Consider the following 18,128-nt stretch of genomic DNA (forward strand, 5'->3'; position numbering starts at 1 on the left):
CGTCACGACATGACGATGCACAGGGGAGCTACTTGCGTGTCTGACACCGTGGACAGTAATGGCTGGAGCGGTTCATGAATGCCTCGCGATGGATAGCAGTGCCGCAGCGCGGGCACGGCTGTCCGCCACGTCCGTACGCATTCAGCGAGTGCGCGAAGTACCCAGCCTGACCGTTCACGTTCACGTACTGGGCGTCGAAACTCGTGCCGCCCTCAGCGAGGGCCTTGCCTAGAACCAGTCGCACCTCAGCGAGTAGCCGCCGCAGCGCCTGAACTGACAACGACCGGCCGAGGGTCTCGGGATGGATGCGAGCTGCCCACAGCGATTCGTCGGCATAGATATTGCCGACGCCGCTGATCATCGTCTGATCGAGAAGAATTCGTTTGATCGCGCTTGAGCGGCGACGCACATCGGCGATGAACGCGGCGTCGTCGAACGCCGGGTCGAGTGGATCCCTGGCGATATGTGTGACCTGCGACGGAATCAGGTCATCGCCGTCACGAACCAGACTGTCGACAGCAAGAGATCCAAAAGTGCGCTGATCTGCGAACACGATGGCGAGCTCACTATGAAGCGGATGCGTAATGCCGAGCCGGATGCGCTCGTGACGCTCGAGCGGTGCGTCAGGTGCGCGAAGCAGCAACTGCCCGCTCATGCCGAGGTGCGCAGTCAGAGCATGCAGGCCATCTGACAACGGCATCCAAAGAAACTTGCCTCGACGTGCTGCCGTGACGACCACGGCGCCTTCCAGTCGCCCTGCGAAGTCTGCGGCGCCAGCCGGATGCCGTGTGAGAGCGCGATCGTCGAACACAGAGACACTGGTGATGGTGGCACCGATGACAGCGGGAGCGAGGCCGGAACGAACGACTTCGACTTCGGGGAGCTCAGGCACGTTCGCTGAGCTTGCGCCACGCGCTCAACGCTGCGGCCATCTCTGCGGTCTTCTTGCTCGTGCCGTCACCCGTCATACTGACGTCGCCGACAACGACCGTCGCGGTGAACTGACGATCGTGATCGGGGCCACTGGAAGTGATCGAATACTCCGGTGGCGGTGAGGCCAGACGAGCAGCGAGCTCTTGCAGGTTCGTCTTCGGATCCATCGCTGCGCCGTAACGCTCGGGGTCGGCAAGTAGCGGTTCAGTCAAGCGCAGCACGAGTTCGGTCGCCGCTTCTGGTCCTGCCGAAAGATAGGTGGCGCCGAAGACGGCTTCCATCGTGTCAGCGAGGATCGAGTCCTTGTTGCGGCCGCCGGTCTGCTCTTCACCACGACCAAGCAACAAATAGTCGCCTAGGCCAATGCCGCGGGCTACTTCTGCGAGAGCGATGGTGGAAACGACGCTGGCGCGTCGCTTCGCGAGCTGACCCTCATCGATATCAGGTTGCGTGGTGAACAGCATCACTGTCACCGCTTGGCCCAAAATCGAGTCGCCAAGGAACTCGAGCCGTTCATTGTGCGGAATCCCGCCGTGCTCGTACGCGTACGAGCGGTGGGTCAGCGCCAACGCGAGTAGCTCAGGGTCAATATCAACCCTGAGCTTCTCTGCGAGAGGCGCCGTCCCCCCGGAGACTCCTGTCACGATGGTGAAATCGTGATTCAGACGTCGGCGACCTTGCGGCCCTTGTACTCCATGTAGAGCTCCGTGCCCTGCGAGTCAGTGACGACCTTCGCCTGGTGCGGACGGCTGTAAACGACCTTGCCGTTCTCGATGGTCTTGACGAGCGCAACAGGCGCCGCCTTCCACTGCGCGCGACGCGAGCGGGTGTTGGAACGGGAAACCTTGCGCTTCGGGGGGTTACCAGCCATGGCTAACTCTCTTCTGTATTCTCGGGACCGCGACTGTCTGCCGCATTCCCCTGGTCTGTGATCTGTTGGAGCGCACTCCACCGAGGATCGATGGGAGCGACATTCTCCGCTCCGGTGCTTTCGGCCAGCCGCTCACCCGTATTCGGGTCGAGCCCCGGGCAATCCGGCTGACACACCGGCTGAAATGGAAGCGACAATACAGCCGTTTCCCTGACTAGCGTTTCAAGATCCACGTGGTCGTCTTGAACCTCAAAGTCAGTTTCTTCCTCACCAGGATACGCGAAAAGCTCCTGGAACTCGACTTCGACAGGCTCGGCGATGTCGATCAGGCATCTTCCGCACACACCGGTGTACTCAGCATCCACTGTTCCGGTGGCGAGAATGCCCTCGTGAACAGCCTCGAGGCGCACCTCAAGATCGATCTCAGAGCCGACTTCGAACGAGACGATGCCCTCACCCCACTGCTCTTTCAGAGTGACGGAGAACGAGTGTTCGCGCATCTCCCCCGGGTGTCGGGCGATGTCGCGGGCAGGAACCACGAATGGGCCGTTAAGTCGGGTCTTCACACTTCCATGCTACCGGCCGACGCTGAGAGCGGCACCGACAGTCAGAGGCCGCGCGCGCCCGTGTCCAGGAACGCCGCCACCGCGCGCGGCACGTACGGCGTCACATCTCCGCCGAGGGCTGCGACCTGGCGCACCAGCGAGCTCGACACCATCGCGTGAGAGGGATCTGGCAGCAGGAACACGGTCTCGACGTCGGCGAGGTGACGGTTCACGATAGCCATCGGCGACTCGTAGGCAACGTCGATCTGCGAGCGAATGCCCTTGATCAGGACGCTCGCATTGACATCACGGGCGTAGTCAACGAGAAGTCCCATGCTCCACGAGCCGACCACGATATGACCGCCCATTCCATCTTCGGCAATGGACTGCTCCAAAAGCGACAGCCGCTGCGCGATGGGAAGCATCGCCTCTTTGCCAGGGTTGTGCACGACGAGCACATGCAACTCGTCGTACAGCTTTGCTGCTCGACGGATGACATCGAGGTGACCAAGGGTGGGCGGGTCAAAAGAACCCGGGACGACGGCGATCCGGCTGCTCATGGCACCAGCCTAGGGCACTGTTCCTGTGACGCCGCACGCGGGCTAGTTCTTCGCGAGAGCTGCCCGGTCATCCTCGGTGACGCGTCTGGCGATGACTTCGCGCAGGCCCGTGTGGGCTGTGAGAAGCGGATCTGCGTGCAAGATGTCTTCGGCGAGTTCGCGTGCGCGGGCGATGAGCTTCGAGTCTTTCACCACCCGCAGAAGCTTGAGCGATGACCGCACTCCGGATTGTGTTGAACCGAGCACATCGCCCTCACCACGCAGCTCGAGGTCGACCTCGGCGAGGGCGAACCCGTCGAGTGTCGCTGCGACGGCTTCGACCCTCTCGCGCGCCAGTGACCCTTCTTCTGCCTCGGTGACCAGAAGGCACAGTCCCGGCACTTCTCCTCGTCCGACGCGGCCCCGCAGCTGGTGCAGCTGCGACACACCGAAACGATCGGCATCCAGCACGATCATGGTCGACGCATTCGGCACATCGACGCCGACCTCGATCACGGTCGTCGCGATCAGCAGGTCGATCTCGCCGCGTGCGAAAGCTCGCATGACGGCATCCTTCTCGTCCGCTGGCATCTTGCCGTGTAGCACTGCGCGACGCAGCCCGCCGACGGTGGGATGAGTCGCCAGCAGCGCATCCAACTGCACCACTCCCCAGCGTGGTCCAGTAGGCGATTCGTCCGCTGCAGCCGGCGGCTCCTGCTCGTCCTCTGCGGTTTTCTTCGTCGTGTCGATTGCGGCACACACCGCGAATACCTGGCGCCCCTGCGCCACCTCTTCAGCAGCGCGATCCCAGACACGCCGGAACCACTCCGGGCGCTCTGCCAGTGGCGCGACAAACGTTTCGATACCCGCGCGCCCGGCTGGCATCGATCGGATGACAGACGTGTCGAGGTCGCCGAACACTGTCATCGCGACCGTGCGAGGAATCGGGGTTGCGGTGAGAACCAGTGCGTGTGGGCTCGATCCTTTGGCGCGCAGCGCCTCGCGCTGTTCCACACCGAATCGATGCTGTTCGTCGACGACGACCAGCCCCAGGTCAGCGAATGTCGTCTTCTCCCCCAGCAGCGCATGCGTACCGACGACGATGAGCGATTGGCCAGAGGCGACGCGCAGTGCAGCCTTGCGCCGCTCTGGCGCGGAGAGTTGTCCGGTGAGCAGGGTCGGCATCAGTCGCGCTGCGAGGTCTGGCCCCAGCATCCGCGTGATCGAGCGAAGGTGCTGCGAGGCGAGCACTTCGGTGGGGGCGATCAACGCGGCCTGCCCGCCCGACTCAGCAACCTGCAACATCGCACGCAGAGCCACGAGCGTCTTGCCGGAGCCAACCTCGCCCTGCACCAGCCTGTTCATGGGCCAGTCGCCGGTGAGGTCGGTCATGATCCGCTCGCCAACCGTCTTCTGGTCTGCGGTGAGGGTGTACGGGAGCGTGGCGTCGAAGCCTTCGAGGAGGCCACCCGGCAGTGCGGGACGCGGCGTCGCGCTGAGCGCTCGCACCGCGGCGCGCTGCTGGAGAAGCGCCGTCTGCAGCACTAACGCCTCATGCATCCGGAGCGTCCGCACGGCAGGGTCAACCTCTTGGCTCGTCTGCGGACGGTGAATCTGCATCAGTGCTGTGCGCGCGTCGAGAAGCCCTTCACGCCCACGAACCTCTGCCGGGACCGGGTCAGGCACTTCGCCAATGTCGGGCAGGACCTTCTCGATCAGTTCGCGAAATTGCGCGCTGGACACCGCAGATGTGGCGGGATAGATCGGGATCGGTCGATTCGCACGATCGTCCGCTCGACGCTGCGCGCTCTCTTCATCGTCAAACAATTCGTACTGTGGATGCGCGAACTGCGTGACGTCCTGATACATCCCGACTTTGCCGGAGAAGACCCCGCGGCGGCCGCGATACAGCTCTTTCACACGCCATTCTGCCTGCTGAATGTTTTTTGCGAAGAAGGTCAGCGACACCCGACCGTGTTCGTCGCCGATGATGACGTCGGTCATCGCGCCGGAACGATTGCGCATGCTGCGAGCCTTCGACGACAGCACCTCTGCCACAATTGTCACCGTCTCGCCGACCGGCAGGTCACGGATGGGCGTCAACTCAGCGGGGTCTGCGTAGCGTCGCGGGTAGTGCGCCAGCATCTCCCCGACCGTCTGTAGACCGAACGCGCGCTCGACCTTCTTCGCCGCGGCTGGGCCGATGGCACTTGCCAGGCTCGAGTCGAGGGTGAAGACCATGTCAGAAGTCTAGAGAACGCTTCGGACACATAGGCTAATCGGGTGACGAGGATCATTGCCGGAGATGCACGTGGGCTCCGACTGGACGTGCCGGCCAACGGTACGCGCCCGACCAGCGACCGCGTGCGCGAGTCGCTCTTTGGTTCCCTCGAGTCGGCCGACGCCATCGTCGGAGCGCGCGTGCTGGACCTTTACGCCGGCTCTGGGGCGCTCGGGCTCGAGTCGTTGAGCCGCGGGGCGAAGCGTGTTGATCTCGTGGAGCGTTCGCGTCCCGCCGCAGCGGTCGCGCGTCGAAATGCCTCCACCGTCACGAAATCGTTGGGCCATGACGTCGCCCACGTGCACGAGACCGCGGTGCTCACCTTCTTGAAGCGCAGCACCAGCACATACGACCTTGTGTTCACCGACCCGCCGTACGGTCTGGATGACGCGGCCATGACTGCCGACCTGGTCGCGCTGGCACCACTGCTGTCCGAAGATGCCGTCGTGGTGATCGAGCGGGCTCGCCGATCCACGCCACCTGACGTCGCAGCGGCCGGGCTCGAGGTGTTCCGGGAGAAGTCCTACGGCGACACCGCCGTCTGGTGGGCTCAGCCCGCGGCCGAATCCCAATCACGGTAGGGATCCCAGCCCGCTGCATCCACGGGTGCACCATCGCACAGCACGCCCTCAGCCCCGGCCTCACGCACGGTGCCGATGATCCGGAAGCCCGGCGGGAGAACGCCCGGTGGGAATGTCGCGAGCAACCCGTGGTCTTCGCCGCCGGCGAGGGCGCGCTCAGGATTGTCACCCAGCGCTGCGCGCTCGAAGTCGAAAGTGACGCCGGATGCCGAGGCAAGACGCCCCGCGTCAAGGGCGAGACCGTCGGACACATCCATCATCGCCGTCGCCCCGGCCACGGATGCCATGACTCCGAGCCCGATCGGAGGTACCGGTCGCAGTTGTGCGGAAAGCGCCGCCCGCTCCCCTGCCTCAAGAACGGCGGTGTCGATCGGCACAGGGGTATCGCCTTCACGAAACCGACCGAACAGCACCGCCAGGCCGTGCGCGGCGAGGCCCAATTCGCCGGCGATCGCGACGACGTCTCCTGGCTTCGCGCCGGCTCTGGTCACAGCATCTCGACCTTCGAGGTCGCCGAGGGCGGTAACAGCGATCATCAGTACATCAGAGGCAGTAAGGTCTCCGCCGACCACGGAGCAGCCCGGTGCCAGCGCCTCACACGCCGCACGGAGGCCGTCCGAGAGCTGCTCAACGAAGGAAAGCCGCAGGTCACGCGGCACGGCGAGAGCGACGACCAGGGCCGTCGGACGGGCTCCCATCGCGGCGATGTCCGCGAGGTTCACGGCAGCGGCCTTCCACCCGAGGTCATATCCGCTCGACCATGCCAGGCGGAAGTCCGGTCCGTGCACAAGCGTGTCGGTCGTGACGACCACAGAGCCCGACGGAGCGGAAATGACCGCAGCATCATCACCCGGACCGAGGATGGTGTGCGAAGCGGGCGCGGTACGGGCGAGGATCGCACGCAGAATCGTGCCTTCGGAGATGTCTCCCAGGCGCGGGTCGTCGTCGGCTGAACGGGAGGGCATGCTGACAAAGGTAGCCTGGAATCATGCTCCGTCGTTTCGCTGTCGCCGCCGTCGTTCTGCTTGGAACGACCCTGCTTGGCGGATGTGCGAGCACCGTCCACTTGGAGCCGGCGGAGGATGCGAACAACCCCCTGTGCGCCCAGGTGTCCGTCGGATTGCAGAACGCAGGGAGCGTCGCAGGCAAGGACCGCCGTTGGACAGATGCCCAGGCCACCGGCGCATGGGGAGATTCTGGCGGGGCGTCGGCCGTTATCCTCCGCTGCGGAGTGACCGTGCCCGCCCCCACGAGCGAACTGCAGTGCGTGACGCTGGAAGGCATCGACTGGCTCGTCGATGCCACCGAGACACCGTTCCTGCGCCTGACGACCTACGGCCGCGATCCTGCCGTGCAGTTGTACATCGATACGGGCGCTGTGAGCTCCAATGACGTGATCAGCAACCGCGCACTTGTCGGCGCGATCACCTCAGTGCCTGCAACGGGAAAGTGCACTGCACCGGATGCGCTCGACGAAGACACTCAGAAGCTTCTCGGAGGCTGATCAGCTCTCTGGATCAGCGGCGTAGGCCCGCTTCGACCAGCTCAGTGATGAGGTCGCCGTAGCTCAGCCCAGACGCGATCCAACACTTCGGGAACATTGAGATCGGGGTGAAGCCCGGCATCGTGTTGAGCTCGTTGATCACCAGCACACCATCTGACGTCAGGAACATATCGACCCTGGCGAGTCCTCGTCCGTCGACGGCTTCGAATGCCTGGATGCCGACTTCCTGGATTGCCTTGGTCTGCTCTGGGGTGAGTTCGGCTGGGCACACGACATCCACGCCGTCGCCACCGAGGTACTTGCCCTCGAAATCGTAAAATCCACGCTCCGTCAGGACGATCTCTCCCGGGAGCGAGGCGCGGATGCCGTCAACTCCATCGAGGATTGCCACCTCGATCTCACGACCGACGATGCCCGTCTCGACAAGAACCTTCTCGTCCTCGGCGAAGGCCACAGCCAACGCGGCATCCAATTCCGAAAGATCCGAGATCTTGGAGACACCGACGCTTGAGCCGGCCCTGGCGGGCTTCACGAACAGCGGGAGCCCGAGCTCTTCAATCGATGAGCGGAGCGCCGCGGCATCCTGCTTCCACGCGCGCTCACGGAGCGTTACCGACGGCGCGACCGCGATACCCGCAGCCTGCAGGACGACCTTCATGAAGTGCTTATCCATGCAGAGCGCAGAATCGAGCACGCCGCCGCCGACATACGGCACCTCGAGCGTGTCGAAGTATCCCTGAATCGTGCCGTCTTCGCCGTGTGTGCCGTGCAGGATCGGCAGTACCACGTCAATCTCGCCGTACCCAGTAACCGAGCCATCCGTCTGCGTCACACGCAGCGTGCGATCGCCACCGGGTTCCGGCCACAGCACGCGCGTGCCGTTGTCGACGACCTCCGGCAGGTGCGCAGCATCCAGGGCGAACTTTTCAGGACGATCCTCTTCGAGGACGAATGCACCCGCACGGGTGATTCCCACCGGAATCACGTCGTAACGATCCCGATCAATCGCGTGCAGCACCCCGCCCGCCGTTGCGGAACTGATGGAATGTTCGCTGGAACGCCCGCCGAAGAGCACCACCACCGTCTGCTTGTCCATGATTGATTCTCTCCTCCTGGGGAGTGTCGTCGTCTGTCGTCAGGTGGGGTGCGATGTCACGCGGCTGCATCGAGCCATCGAGCACCATCTTCACCTGCTCAACAATGGGCATGTGCACGTCGGACTCGCGAGCCAACTGCAAAATGGGCGCAACGGATGCCAGCCCCTCTGCCGTCTGGTTCATCTGCTTCACGACGTCCTGGAAGCTGTAACCCTGACCGAGCAGTCGACCGGCCGTGTTGTTGCGGCTGAGCGGCGACTGGCATGTGGCGATGAGGTCACCGAGACCGGCCAACCCCTGCAAAGTCTCGGGCTGGGCGCCGTTGGCCACAGCAAAGTCAGTCATCTCGACGAGGCCTCGCGTGATGATTGACGCTTTGGTGTTCTCGCCGTAACCGACGCCATCAACGATGCCGATCGCCACGGCGATGAGGTTCTTGAGCACTCCACCGAACTCGGTGCCGATCACGTCGGTGTTCACGAAAGTGCGAAAGTAGGAGTTTCGGGCAGCGCGAGCGACCGTCTCGGCGGTCTCCAAGCTGAGGGATGCAACGACTGCGGCAGTCGGCTGTTCCCGTGCGATTTCCAGAGCGAGGTTCGGCCCGGATGCCACGGCGATGCGCATCGGATCGCAGCGCATCTCCTGCTCGATGACCTGACTCATTCGCAGGCCGCTGGTGCGCTCGACGCCTTTCATGAGACTCACGATCGGAATATCGCTGTCGTCGAGCAATGGGCGCAGCGCCTTGAGGTTCTCGCGTAGCGACTGGCTGGGCACCGACAGGTACACCTGTTCGGCACCGTCGAGGGCAGTGGAAAGTTCGTGTGTGGCAGTCATTGTGCGCGGCAGGTTGATGCCAGGCAGATACTTGGAGTTGCGCTTGCCCTCCGAAATTTCGAGCGCCTGCTCGGGTCGGCGTGCCCACATCGTGACCTGTGCACCGCCGTCAGCGAGGACCTTGCCGAATGTGGTTCCCCAACTGCCGGCACCGATCACGGTGACGCGGGGACCGCCCGGTGCGATGTTCTTACGAGTCAAGGCGTCCGGTCTCCTTCTGTCCGTGATCGGACGGCTTCCAGCGGACGACGGGTGCCTTCTCGTCGCGCAACTCCTCGAGCAACGCGGTGATCGCATTCATCAGCCGGTTGGTCGCCTCATTGAGCGCGGACTGCTCGCTGGCGCGACCCTTCAGGTCGGAGACGTCGACCGGATCTCCGATGAGCACCTGCACGCGCTTGCGCGGCGGCCAGACGCTCAGACCCTTCTGATACCTGCCCATGATGTTCTGAGTGCCCCACTGCGCCATGGGAATCAGCGGAATATCGCCGCTGAGTGCGAGTCGGACGGCACCGGACTTCCCGCGCATCGGCCACAGCTCAGGATCGCGAGTCAGGGTGCCTTCCGGGTACACGATGACGCCACGACCATGCTCTACAAGAGTTCTCGATTGCTCGATGGTCTGCTTCGCGGCCACCGCGGATGCTCCGCGCGCGACCGGCACCATTCCGGTCTTGCGCAACGCCCATCCCAGCACGGGAACGCGGAACAGACTCGCTTTGGTCATGAACCGCGGTGCGCGACCCAGCCGCCAGACTGCCGCGGCGACGATCAGCGGATCGAACTCGGAGTAGTGGTTCGGTGCCAGCACATAGGCCCCCTCCGCTGGCAATTTCTCTTTGCCACGGATTTCAATCTTGGCCAGAAGTCCGATGGCAGGCACGACAATCGCTGCGAGCGGCCAGAACGCGCTCGGGCGGGACTTCTCGGTTGACCGGGAGCCCATCAATGTCACCGAACAACGTCGAAGTCGGCACCGAGCGCGGCGAGCTTCACGAGGAACTTCTCGTACCCACGGCTGAGAATGTCGACGCCAGAGACCTGGGATTCGCCTTCTGCCGTGAGCGCCGCAATGACGTGGCTGTAACCGCCTCGGAGGTCAGGAACAACGATGTCGGCGGCGTGCAAGGGCGTCGGGCCTGTGATGACCGCGGCCTGCTCGAGCTTGCGACGAGGAACACGGCGGGGACCGTCCTGCAGCCCGTGCGGGTGCACCACAATGTCGGCGCCCATCTTCACCAGGCGTCGGTGAAGCCGAAGCGGTTCTCATACACCGTCTCGTGAACGATCGAGCTCCCCTTGGCCTGTGTCAGAGCGACGATGAGGGGCTGCTGCCAATCGGTCATGAAGCCGGGGTGCACGTCGGTTTCGACGACAACCGGCTTGATCTCGCCCTCACGGCGGAAAAGGATGCCGTCCTCTTTGATGTCGAACCAGCCACCGGCCTTGCGGAACACGTTGAGGAAGGTCAGCATCTCCTGCTGCTTTGCACCGCCGACGAAGATCTCGCCGTCGGTCGCGAGAGCAGCGGATGCCCAAGACGCCGCCTCGTTGCGGTCGAAGATCGATCGGTGGTCGTAGCCGCGGAGCGTCTCTACGCCTTCGATGACGATGACGCGGTTCGGCTCATACGAGATGATCGCGCCCATCTTCTGCAGCACGGCGATGAGATCCATGATCTCGGGCTCGATCGCGGCGTTGTGCAGTTCGGTGACGCCTTCGGCCCGCACGGCTGTCAGCAGCACCTGCTCGGTCGCACCAACACTCGGGTACGGCAGGTGGATGTTCGCGCCGTGCAGACGTCCGCCCGGTGTTGACAGACGGATGCCGCTGGGAAGCTTCTCAACGACAGCACCGAACTTGCGCAGCGCATCGAGGTGGAAATCGATAGGACGATCGCCGATACGGCATCCACCAAGATCAGGGATGAACGCCTGGCCGAGACGGTGCAGCAGCGGGCCGCAGAACAGAATCGGAATGCGCGACGCGCCAGCGTGAGCGTCGATCTCTTCAAAGTGCGCCGACTCGACATCACTCGGATCGAATACGAGTGAGCCAGCTTCATCGCCCTCGGTGACACGCACGCCGTGCACCTCAAGCAGGGACCGCACGACGGCGACATCACTGATCTCTGGCACATCACGGAGGGTGCTGACAGTTTCACCCAGCAACGAGGCCACCATCGCCTTCGTGGCGAGGTTCTTGGCTCCCTTGACATCCACACGTCCGCGCAGCGGTCGCCCGCCTCGAATCGCCAGAACATCCCCAGAAGGTATTGCGTCCTGACGTACGTCGTGCAGGGGTGTCGTCATTCGATGGGCCTCACTTCAATTCTGCGGATCGCGGCAGTTGCCGCCGGGACGAATGCCCCCTGGCCCACTCTCCGACCTCGTTCAAAGAACAGGGAGGGTGCGTGGCCGCCACGACTCGCGACGGGCCTCGAACTGCGCGATCTTGTCTTCGTTGCGCAGCGTGAGCCCGATGTCATCGAGCCCTTCGAGGAGCCGCCATCTAGTGTAATCGTCGATCTCGATGTCGGCCTGGACATCACCGATCACGGCAGTGCGCGCCTCAAGGTCGACAGTGATCGAAGCACCGGGGTTCGCGTCGATCTCCGCCCAGATCCGTTCAAGATCTTCTTCAGTAATAGTCGCGGCCAACAGGCCTTGCTTCCCGGAGTTTCCGCGGAAGATGTCGGCGAAACGAGGACTCAACACGACGTTGAAACCGAAGTCACGAAGTGCCCAGACGGCGTGCTCACGGCTCGAGCCGGTGCCGAAATCCGATCCTGCCACGAGCACGGATGCCCCTTGAAATGCCGCTTGGTTGAGGACGAATTCAGGGTCCTGACGCCAGGCGTAAAAGAGCGCATCCTCGAAGCCGGTCTTGGTGACTCGCTTGAGGAACACCGCGGGAATGATCTGGTCGGTATCGACATTCGAGCGCTTCAGCGGGGCGGCGATCCCGGTGTGGGTGGTGAATTTCTCCATGATCAGGCTCCTACCAGTTCCTCAATCGGCGACAGGTCGCTGGGGCTGGACAGCGTGCCGCGAACAGCGGTCGCAGCAGCGACCAGCGGGGACACGAGATGCGTGCGACCCCCCTTGCCCTGACGGCCCTCGAAGTTTCGGTTCGATGTGGATGCGCAACGCTCACCAGGTGCCAGCTGGTCAGGGTTCATGCCCAGACACATCGAGCACCCAGCAAATCGCCATTCCGCACCGAAGTCGGTGACAATCTTGTCAATGCCTTCGGCTTCGGCCTCGAGGCGCACTCGGGCAGATCCTGGCACGACCATGACGCGAACGCCGTCTGCCTTCTTCCGACCGCTGATAACCGACGCAAACGCGCGGAGGTCTTCGATGCGGCTGTTCGTGCAGGAGCCCATGAACACGGCATCAACGGGCACTTCCTTCAGCGGCGTGCCAGGAATGAGATCCATGTATTCCAAGGCGCGCTCTGCGGCCGCGCGGGCATTCGGATCGGCGATGTCGGCCGGGTTCGGCACAGTCGACGAGAGTGAACTGCCCTGACCGGGGTTTGTACCCCAGGTGACGAACGGCTCGAGCTCGTTCGCATCGACAAGAACCTCAGCGTCGAATGTCGCGCCATCATCGGTGGGGAGCGTACGCCAGTAGGCGACAGCATCCTCCCAGTCTTGACCCTTCGGCGCATGCGGACGACCCTTGAGGTACGCGAAGGTCGTCTCGTCAGGAGCGACCATGCCTGCTCGCGCACCGGCCTCGATCGACATGTTGCAGATCGTCATGCGACCTTCCATCGACAGCGCACGGATCGCGCTGCCGCGGAACTCCAGAACGTACCCCTGACCGCCGCCGGTGCCGATCTTGGCGATGACGGCGAGGATGATGTCTTTCGCTGTCACACCCTCCCGCAGCTCGCCCTCAATCGTGATGGCCATCGTCTTGAACGGCTTCAGCGGAAGCGTCTGCGTCGCCATGACGTGCTCGACCTCGCTGGTGCCGATGCCGAACGCCATCGCGCCGAAAGCACCATGCGTAGAGGTGTGCGAGTCGCCGCAGACGACCGTGATCCCGGGCATCGTCAGCCCGAGCTGCGGACCGACGACGTGAACAATGCCCTGCTCGGCGTCGCCCAGCGAGTGCAGCCGGACGCCGAACTCGGCGGCATTTCGGCGCAGCGTCTCGATCTGGGTGCGGCTGGTAAGGTCGGCGATCGGCTTGTCGATTGCCAGAGTCGGAGTGTTGTGGTCTTCCGTGGCAATCGTCAGATCGACTCGCCGTAGCGGCCGGCCCTCCGAGCGAAGGCCATCGAAGGCCTGCGGGCTCGTCACCTCGTGCACCAGGTGCAGGTCGATGTAGATGAGGTCAGGCTCGTCACCGGTGCCCTTGACGACGAGGTGGTCATCCCAGACCTTCTCGGCGAGCGTGCGCGGACGGCTCGAAACATCGGACGTATCAACTGAGGTCATGTCGGTTTCTCCAAATTCGGCGGTGTGGCCACGCTGAACTCCGCGACGAGAAGGGCCTATTTCGAGGTCTCGTCGCGGCTGATAAGGAGAAGAACCACTCGCCGCATGCCGGTCAGTTTACACCGGCAACGGGAGTGGTTCGTCCCCTCGAGTTATTGGATGACGCGATCACTCAGCGATCGCAGTCGCCTTCTTCTCCCGCGCCGAGGCGATGAGGCTCGCGATGGTTGCAACGGCCATCGAAGCGAAGATCACACCGAGTGAGACCCAGTTGTTGATATCGGGTGCCCACAGGATGTTTTGCCCACCGTTGACGAACGGCAGTTCGTTTTCGTGCATCGCATGCAGGATGAGCTTCACGCCGATGAAGCCGAGGATGAATGCCACACCGTAGTGCAGGTATTTCAGCTTGTCGAGCAAGTCTCCCAGCAGGAAATACAACTGACGCAACCCCATCAGCGCAAACAGGTTCGCGGTGAAGACTATGAAGGTGTCTTGCGTGACGCCGAAGATCGCGGGGATCGAGTCGACGGCAAACATCAGGTCGGTGACGCCAAGCGACACGAACACGATGAGCATCGGCGTCCAGATCTTCTTGCCGTTCACGACGGTGCGGACCTTCGAACCGTCGTAACTGTCGCTGATATCAATGCCGCGGCGCAACAGCCGGATGATGAAGCTTTCCGTCTGCTGATCTTCCTCATGTTTGTCTGGCATCGCCTGGCGAATTGCGGTGAAGACGAGGAACGCGCCAAACAGGTAGAAGATCGGAGTGAGGTGCTCGACAGCGGCGCCGACGATGACGATGAAGATCGCACGAAGCACGAGAGCGATGATGATGCCCACCATCAGAGCTTCCTGCTGATAGCGGCGCGGAACAGCAAACTGCCTCATGATCAGCACGAACACGAACAGGTTGTCGATTGAGAGGCTGTACTCCATGGTCCAGCCGGTGAGGAAGTCCAGCGAAGTCTTGCTGTCGCCGACGAAGAAGAGAATCGCCGCGAAGATCAGCGCGAGAGTCACATAGAACGCGACCCAGAGGCTGGATTCCTTAGTGGAGGGGATGTGCGGTCGCTTCAGGATCAAGAGCAGATCCGCGATGAGAATCACAGTCAGAACCACCAATGAGGTGATCTCGAACCAGACGGGGATGTTCAAGGGTGCACGGCACCTTTCGAGAGGTCGACTACCAGCCGAAAGTCTCTCCCCCGCACTGAGTGCGTCGCGCGCCCGGAGCAACTTTGATGGTGCTCGTGATGACGATGCGCGCGGATTTGGGATACTCCCTCTCGCAGGATCGATTCTAGCGGAGGTTGGTGGGAAGTACCGTACTGCTGCAAACCGATCTGAGACGATGGGGCGTTGCTCGACACTTTTCAGATGAGAGACACCGAACGGAGCAGAATGCCGGATCGATCAGAAGACCAGGAATGGGCGGCACGCGCCGCGGCAGGTGACGAGAGCGCCTTCCGTGCGCTGTACCGCGCGCATGTTCGGCCGGTCTACTGGATCGCACACGGAATCGTCGGGACCGCCGAGGATGCCGAGGACGTGACCCAGGAGACGTTCGTCGTTGCCTGGGGGAAGCTGCCGACGCTCGAGTTGGTCGGCGAATCGATCCTGCCGTGGTTGGCGACGATTTGCCGCTTCCAAGCGGCAAATCGCCTACGTCAGCGGCGGCGCGATCAGGCGCACACAACGGATGCCGCGGATGAGACGCTCGCTGACACGGTCAATGTCGAAGAGCAAGTCATCACCGCGGCATTAGCTGCGAGGATCACCGCCGAAATCGGCACCCTGAGCGATTTGGATCAGGAAATCTTTCGGCTATGCGCTGCCGAGGGATACGCCTACCACGTAGCCGCGACAGAGCTGGGAATCAGCCATGCCGTTGTTCGGAACCGCCTCTCGCGGGTGCGCACGCAGTTGCGCGGCACCGTCCAGGAAGTGAGAGACGCATGAACGACCAGAACCCCATCGAACCCCTCCCCGAGCTTTCGGCGGAGAGCATCACCAGAATCGAGAATGCCGTGTTCGCGAAAATCGCCGGAGAGCCGTCATCCCACACGGCACGGACAACTCACGCACCCACGAAGCGACGCCGTTGGCTGACCGGAATAGGCATCGCCGCCGCGTTCGTGGCCGGCGTGCTCATTACTCCCCCGATCCTCGGCGTTGTCGGCGGTGGCGGCGTCATGAATGATGCGAGCGGCTCCTCAATTCCTATGATCGACGGGGGATATTCCGAATCCGCGCCCGGCATGAGCGCCCAGGACTCGAGCATTCAGGTCAGCGCTGGTGTGCCGGCAATCGCCCCCGAACTCAGCCGCGAGATCATCCAGAACGCGCAGGCAACTCTTCAGGTCACCAACATTCAGGAGGCCGCTGACGCTGTCGCTGCGCTCGCCGACGAGCATGGCGGCTATGTCGAAAGCACCAACATTCAAACGACTCCCGTCGAAGATCAGACCTCTGCCCAGGCACCGCCGGACGCGGGATACGGCTGGGTCAGCATCCGCGTACCCTCGGCAGACCTGCCAGACGTCATCACGGAGCTCGCGTCTTCAGGGAAGGTGCTGGCCTCCTCTGTATCGAAGCAGGATGTGACCTCCACCGCGATCGATCTTCGGGCACGTGTCGACGCGACGCGCGCATCGGTCGACCGACTCACCGAACTCATGTCGAACACGGCAACCGTCTCGGAGCTGATTGAAGCCGAAACGGCGCTCTCCGATCGTCAAGCGCAGCTGGAGTCGTACGAGCAGCAGCTCGCGGCTCTCGACGATCAGGTGGCGATGTCCTCGCTGCAGGTAGAGCTCACTCGGACGGCCAGTGCGACGACCGCTGACCCCGCCGGATTCGGTGACGGTCTGCTCGCCGGCTGGAACGGACTGATCGTCTCGCTCAACGCCTTGGTGATCGCGTTTGGATTCCTGCTCCCCTGGCTTGTTGTCACGGGCGTCGTCGTCCTTATCGTCTGGGCGATCCGCCGCGGGCGTCGCGGTCGGAAGGACTCCTAGCTCGCCGCCTTGCGGATGTGGTCGGCGATCGTCTTCTCGGTCTCAGTAGTCAACGCAACGAGGGCGAATGAGGTCACCCAGAGGTCACCGTCATCCAGATTCGCTGATTCTTCAAAACCGAGCGTCGCGTAACGGGTTGTGAATTTCGAGGCGGCCTTGAAGAACACCACTACCTTGCCGTTTTCATCGGCGTAGGACGGGAAGCCGTACCACGTCTTCGGAATGAGGTGCGGTGCCACCTCGGAGACGATGCGGTCAATCCCCTCGGCGAGAACGCGGTCGTCGTCTGGCAGGGCTGCGATCGCTTCACGGACTGCTTGCTCCCCTGCCGCACGGGTCTTACCCGCCTTCTCTTCTGCGCGCAGTTCGGCGGCGCGCTGCTTGACAGCGTCGCGCTCTTCCTTGGACAGTCCAGCGGTCTTGCCAGCCATGTCATACTCCTCGCCGTTGTGTCGTGGTCGTCTCTGACCTGGGTCTACATTACGACTGACCAACCCGAAGCACTATCGAATCCTGATAGCACTTCTGAGATGCAGAAAACCCCCGGGATTGCCGGGGGGTTTTCGATGTTGTGTGACCCCAACGGGATTCGAACCCGTGTTACCGCCGTGAGAGGGCAGCGTACTAGGCCGCTATACGATGGGGCCGTCTGGCGGACATTTCCGTGCCGCGACAACCGTTCAAGTATGCCATGAGTTTTTGCCCTCCGCAAAATCGTGCCGTGATGAGCTCCCGCCCGGGCGCGTCTTTATAAAACTCGGGTTTGCCGCGCGGCCGCAGACAGAGTTGACTCTCCTCATGCGCGTCACAAAGTTCGAACATGCCACCCTCCGCATCGATGAGAGCGGCGACAGCCTGCTCATCGATCCCGGGTCATTCACCACGCCCCTGATCGATCTTTCGAGCGTCGTAGCCGTCGTGATCACTCACGAGCACCCCGATCATTGGACACCCGAGCACCTCGATCGAATTCTCCGTGATGCACCCGGCATCCCGATCTTCGCCCCGGCAGGCGTCGCGGCGGCCGCTTCGGACTACGAAATTACCGTGGTTGCCCCCGGCGATACGGTTACCGCCGGCCGCTTTACACTGCGCTTCTTCGGCGGTGACCACGCCGTCATTCACTCGTCAGTGCCGAACGTGCAAAACGTTGGAGTACTCGTCAACGACGAGCTCTACTATCCGGGCGACTCATACGCAATCCCCGAAGGCGTTGAGGTCAACACTCTCGCTGCGCCTCTAGGCGGCCCCTGGCTCAAGATCGGTGAGGCGATGGACTTCATGCTCGCCGTGAAGCCGCGTCGCGCGTTCGGCGTTCACGATATGACGCTTTCGGTGGCTGGCCGCAACATGCATCGCTCGCGCCTGAAATGGGCGACCGAGCACAACGGAGGCGAGTTCTTCGAGCTCGACCCGGGCGACCCGCTCGACCTTTGATTCTCCCGGCGGAGGGTCGCCCTCCTC

General features: G+C 62.9%; 19 protein-coding genes, 1 tRNA gene and 1 pseudogene. 5 read left to right on the forward strand and 16 right to left on the reverse strand.

Annotation, left to right across the window (positions count from 1 at the left end; all coding sequences use genetic code 11):
- Nucleotides 1-28: 28 nt before the first annotated feature.
- The 6 genes from mutM to DC31_RS10140 all read right to left on the reverse strand — a co-directional run bounded on the left by mutM (nucleotide 29) and on the right by DC31_RS10140 (nucleotide 5,129).
- A complete protein-coding gene (mutM, locus tag DC31_RS10115) occupies nucleotides 29-892 on the reverse strand; it encodes a bifunctional DNA-formamidopyrimidine glycosylase/DNA-(apurinic or apyrimidinic site) lyase (protein ID WP_036279496.1) in 864 nt (287 codons plus the stop codon).
- Nucleotides 885-1,577: a ribonuclease III gene (rnc, locus tag DC31_RS10120; protein WP_036279498.1), complete on the reverse strand. Its 693-nt coding sequence runs from the start codon at nucleotides 1,575-1,577 to the stop codon at nucleotides 885-887. The genes mutM and rnc overlap by 8 nt, the downstream gene beginning before the upstream one ends.
- Before the next feature lie 17 nt (nucleotides 1,578-1,594).
- A complete protein-coding gene (rpmF, locus tag DC31_RS10125) occupies nucleotides 1,595-1,804 on the reverse strand; it encodes a 50S ribosomal protein L32 (protein ID WP_036279500.1) in 210 nt (69 codons plus the stop codon).
- A 2-nt stretch (nucleotides 1,805-1,806) separates the two neighbouring features.
- The gene (locus tag DC31_RS10130) at nucleotides 1,807-2,304 is read right to left on the reverse strand and encodes a YceD family protein (RefSeq protein WP_051606776.1); all 498 of its coding nucleotides are present in this window, start codon (nucleotides 2,302-2,304) and stop codon (nucleotides 1,807-1,809) included.
- Between the two features lie 107 nt (nucleotides 2,305-2,411).
- Entirely contained in the window at nucleotides 2,412-2,909 is a 498-nt protein-coding gene (gene coaD, locus DC31_RS10135; protein WP_036279506.1) for a pantetheine-phosphate adenylyltransferase, read from the reverse strand.
- A 42-nt stretch (nucleotides 2,910-2,951) separates the two neighbouring features.
- The gene (locus tag DC31_RS10140) at nucleotides 2,952-5,129 is read right to left on the reverse strand and encodes an ATP-dependent DNA helicase RecG (RefSeq protein ID WP_036279509.1); all 2,178 of its coding nucleotides are present in this window, start codon (nucleotides 5,127-5,129) and stop codon (nucleotides 2,952-2,954) included.
- A gap of 42 nt (nucleotides 5,130-5,171) precedes the next feature.
- Between DC31_RS10140 and rsmD the strand changes: the two genes are divergently transcribed.
- Entirely contained in the window at nucleotides 5,172-5,750 is a 579-nt protein-coding gene (rsmD, locus tag DC31_RS10145; protein WP_036279512.1) for a 16S rRNA (guanine(966)-N(2))-methyltransferase RsmD, read from the forward strand.
- Here the strand turns inward: rsmD and thiL are convergent.
- Entirely contained in the window at nucleotides 5,720-6,715 is a 996-nt protein-coding gene (gene thiL, locus DC31_RS10150) for a thiamine-phosphate kinase (protein WP_036279515.1), read from the reverse strand. The genes rsmD and thiL overlap by 31 nt on opposite strands.
- Before the next feature lie 23 nt (nucleotides 6,716-6,738).
- Between thiL and DC31_RS10155 the strand changes: the two genes are divergently transcribed.
- Nucleotides 6,739-7,254: a DUF3515 family protein gene (locus DC31_RS10155; protein ID WP_036279518.1), complete on the forward strand. Its 516-nt coding sequence runs from the start codon at nucleotides 6,739-6,741 to the stop codon at nucleotides 7,252-7,254.
- Between the two features lie 13 nt (nucleotides 7,255-7,267).
- Here the strand turns inward: DC31_RS10155 and DC31_RS10160 are convergent, their stop codons facing one another.
- From DC31_RS10160 to DC31_RS10190, 7 genes and pseudogenes are all read right to left on the reverse strand, one after another.
- Nucleotides 7,268-8,350 carry a D-alanine--D-alanine ligase family protein gene (locus tag DC31_RS10160; RefSeq protein ID WP_036279521.1) on the reverse strand — a complete coding sequence of 361 codons (1,083 nt, stop codon included), beginning with the start codon at nucleotides 8,348-8,350 and terminating at the stop codon, nucleotides 7,268-7,270.
- Nucleotides 8,256-9,389 carry an NAD(P)H-dependent glycerol-3-phosphate dehydrogenase gene (locus DC31_RS10165; protein WP_036279524.1) on the reverse strand — a complete coding sequence of 378 codons (1,134 nt, stop codon included), beginning with the start codon at nucleotides 9,387-9,389 and terminating at the stop codon, nucleotides 8,256-8,258. Before DC31_RS10165 ends, DC31_RS10160 begins: the two co-directional genes overlap by 95 nt.
- Nucleotides 9,379-10,134: a lysophospholipid acyltransferase family protein gene (locus tag DC31_RS10170; RefSeq protein ID WP_036279879.1), complete on the reverse strand. Its 756-nt coding sequence runs from the start codon at nucleotides 10,132-10,134 to the stop codon at nucleotides 9,379-9,381. Before DC31_RS10170 ends, DC31_RS10165 begins: the two co-directional genes overlap by 11 nt.
- Before the next feature lie 5 nt (nucleotides 10,135-10,139).
- Nucleotides 10,140-11,500 (reverse strand): annotated as a pseudogene (gene murA / locus DC31_RS10175) (UDP-N-acetylglucosamine 1-carboxyvinyltransferase).
- 81 nt (nucleotides 11,501-11,581) lie between these two features.
- Entirely contained in the window at nucleotides 11,582-12,178 is a 597-nt protein-coding gene (leuD, locus tag DC31_RS10180) for a 3-isopropylmalate dehydratase small subunit (RefSeq protein ID WP_036279527.1), read from the reverse strand.
- Between the two features lie 2 nt (nucleotides 12,179-12,180).
- Entirely contained in the window at nucleotides 12,181-13,641 is a 1,461-nt protein-coding gene (leuC, locus tag DC31_RS10185; protein ID WP_036279530.1) for a 3-isopropylmalate dehydratase large subunit, read from the reverse strand.
- Nucleotides 13,642-13,809: 168 nt separating this feature from the next.
- Nucleotides 13,810-14,802 (reverse strand): TerC/Alx family metal homeostasis membrane protein, encoded by a 993-nt coding sequence (locus tag DC31_RS10190; protein WP_036279533.1) that lies wholly within the window; start codon nucleotides 14,800-14,802, stop codon nucleotides 13,810-13,812.
- Between the two features lie 246 nt (nucleotides 14,803-15,048).
- On the opposite strand from DC31_RS10190, the gene DC31_RS10195 reads away from it, so the two are divergent.
- Nucleotides 15,049-15,606, forward strand: coding sequence for an RNA polymerase sigma factor (locus DC31_RS10195; RefSeq protein WP_036279535.1), 558 nt, complete (start codon nucleotides 15,049-15,051; stop codon nucleotides 15,604-15,606).
- The gene (locus DC31_RS10200) at nucleotides 15,603-16,664 is read left to right on the forward strand and encodes a DUF4349 domain-containing protein (RefSeq protein ID WP_051606708.1); all 1,062 of its coding nucleotides are present in this window, start codon (nucleotides 15,603-15,605) and stop codon (nucleotides 16,662-16,664) included. The genes DC31_RS10195 and DC31_RS10200 overlap by 4 nt, the downstream gene beginning before the upstream one ends.
- Here DC31_RS10200 and DC31_RS10205 read toward each other — a convergent pair.
- Together DC31_RS10205 and DC31_RS10210 are read right to left on the reverse strand one after the other, a co-directional pair.
- Nucleotides 16,661-17,095 (reverse strand): hypothetical protein, encoded by a 435-nt coding sequence (locus tag DC31_RS10205; protein WP_036279538.1) that lies wholly within the window; start codon nucleotides 17,093-17,095, stop codon nucleotides 16,661-16,663. The two genes, DC31_RS10200 and DC31_RS10205, sit on opposite strands and share 4 nt — an antisense overlap.
- Nucleotides 17,096-17,238: 143 nt before the next feature.
- Nucleotides 17,239-17,311, reverse strand: a tRNA-Glu gene (locus tag DC31_RS10210).
- Nucleotides 17,312-17,462: 151 nt separating this feature from the next.
- On the opposite strand from DC31_RS10210, the gene DC31_RS10215 reads away from it, so the two are divergent.
- Nucleotides 17,463-18,101: an MBL fold metallo-hydrolase gene (locus DC31_RS10215; protein WP_036279542.1), complete on the forward strand. Its 639-nt coding sequence runs from the start codon at nucleotides 17,463-17,465 to the stop codon at nucleotides 18,099-18,101.
- The last annotated feature ends 27 nt before the right edge of the window (nucleotides 18,102-18,128 follow it).

The sequence above is a fragment of the Microbacterium sp. CH12i genome (genome assembly GCF_000685355.1).
Taxonomy (GTDB): Bacteria; Actinomycetota; Actinomycetes; order Actinomycetales; family Microbacteriaceae; genus Microbacterium.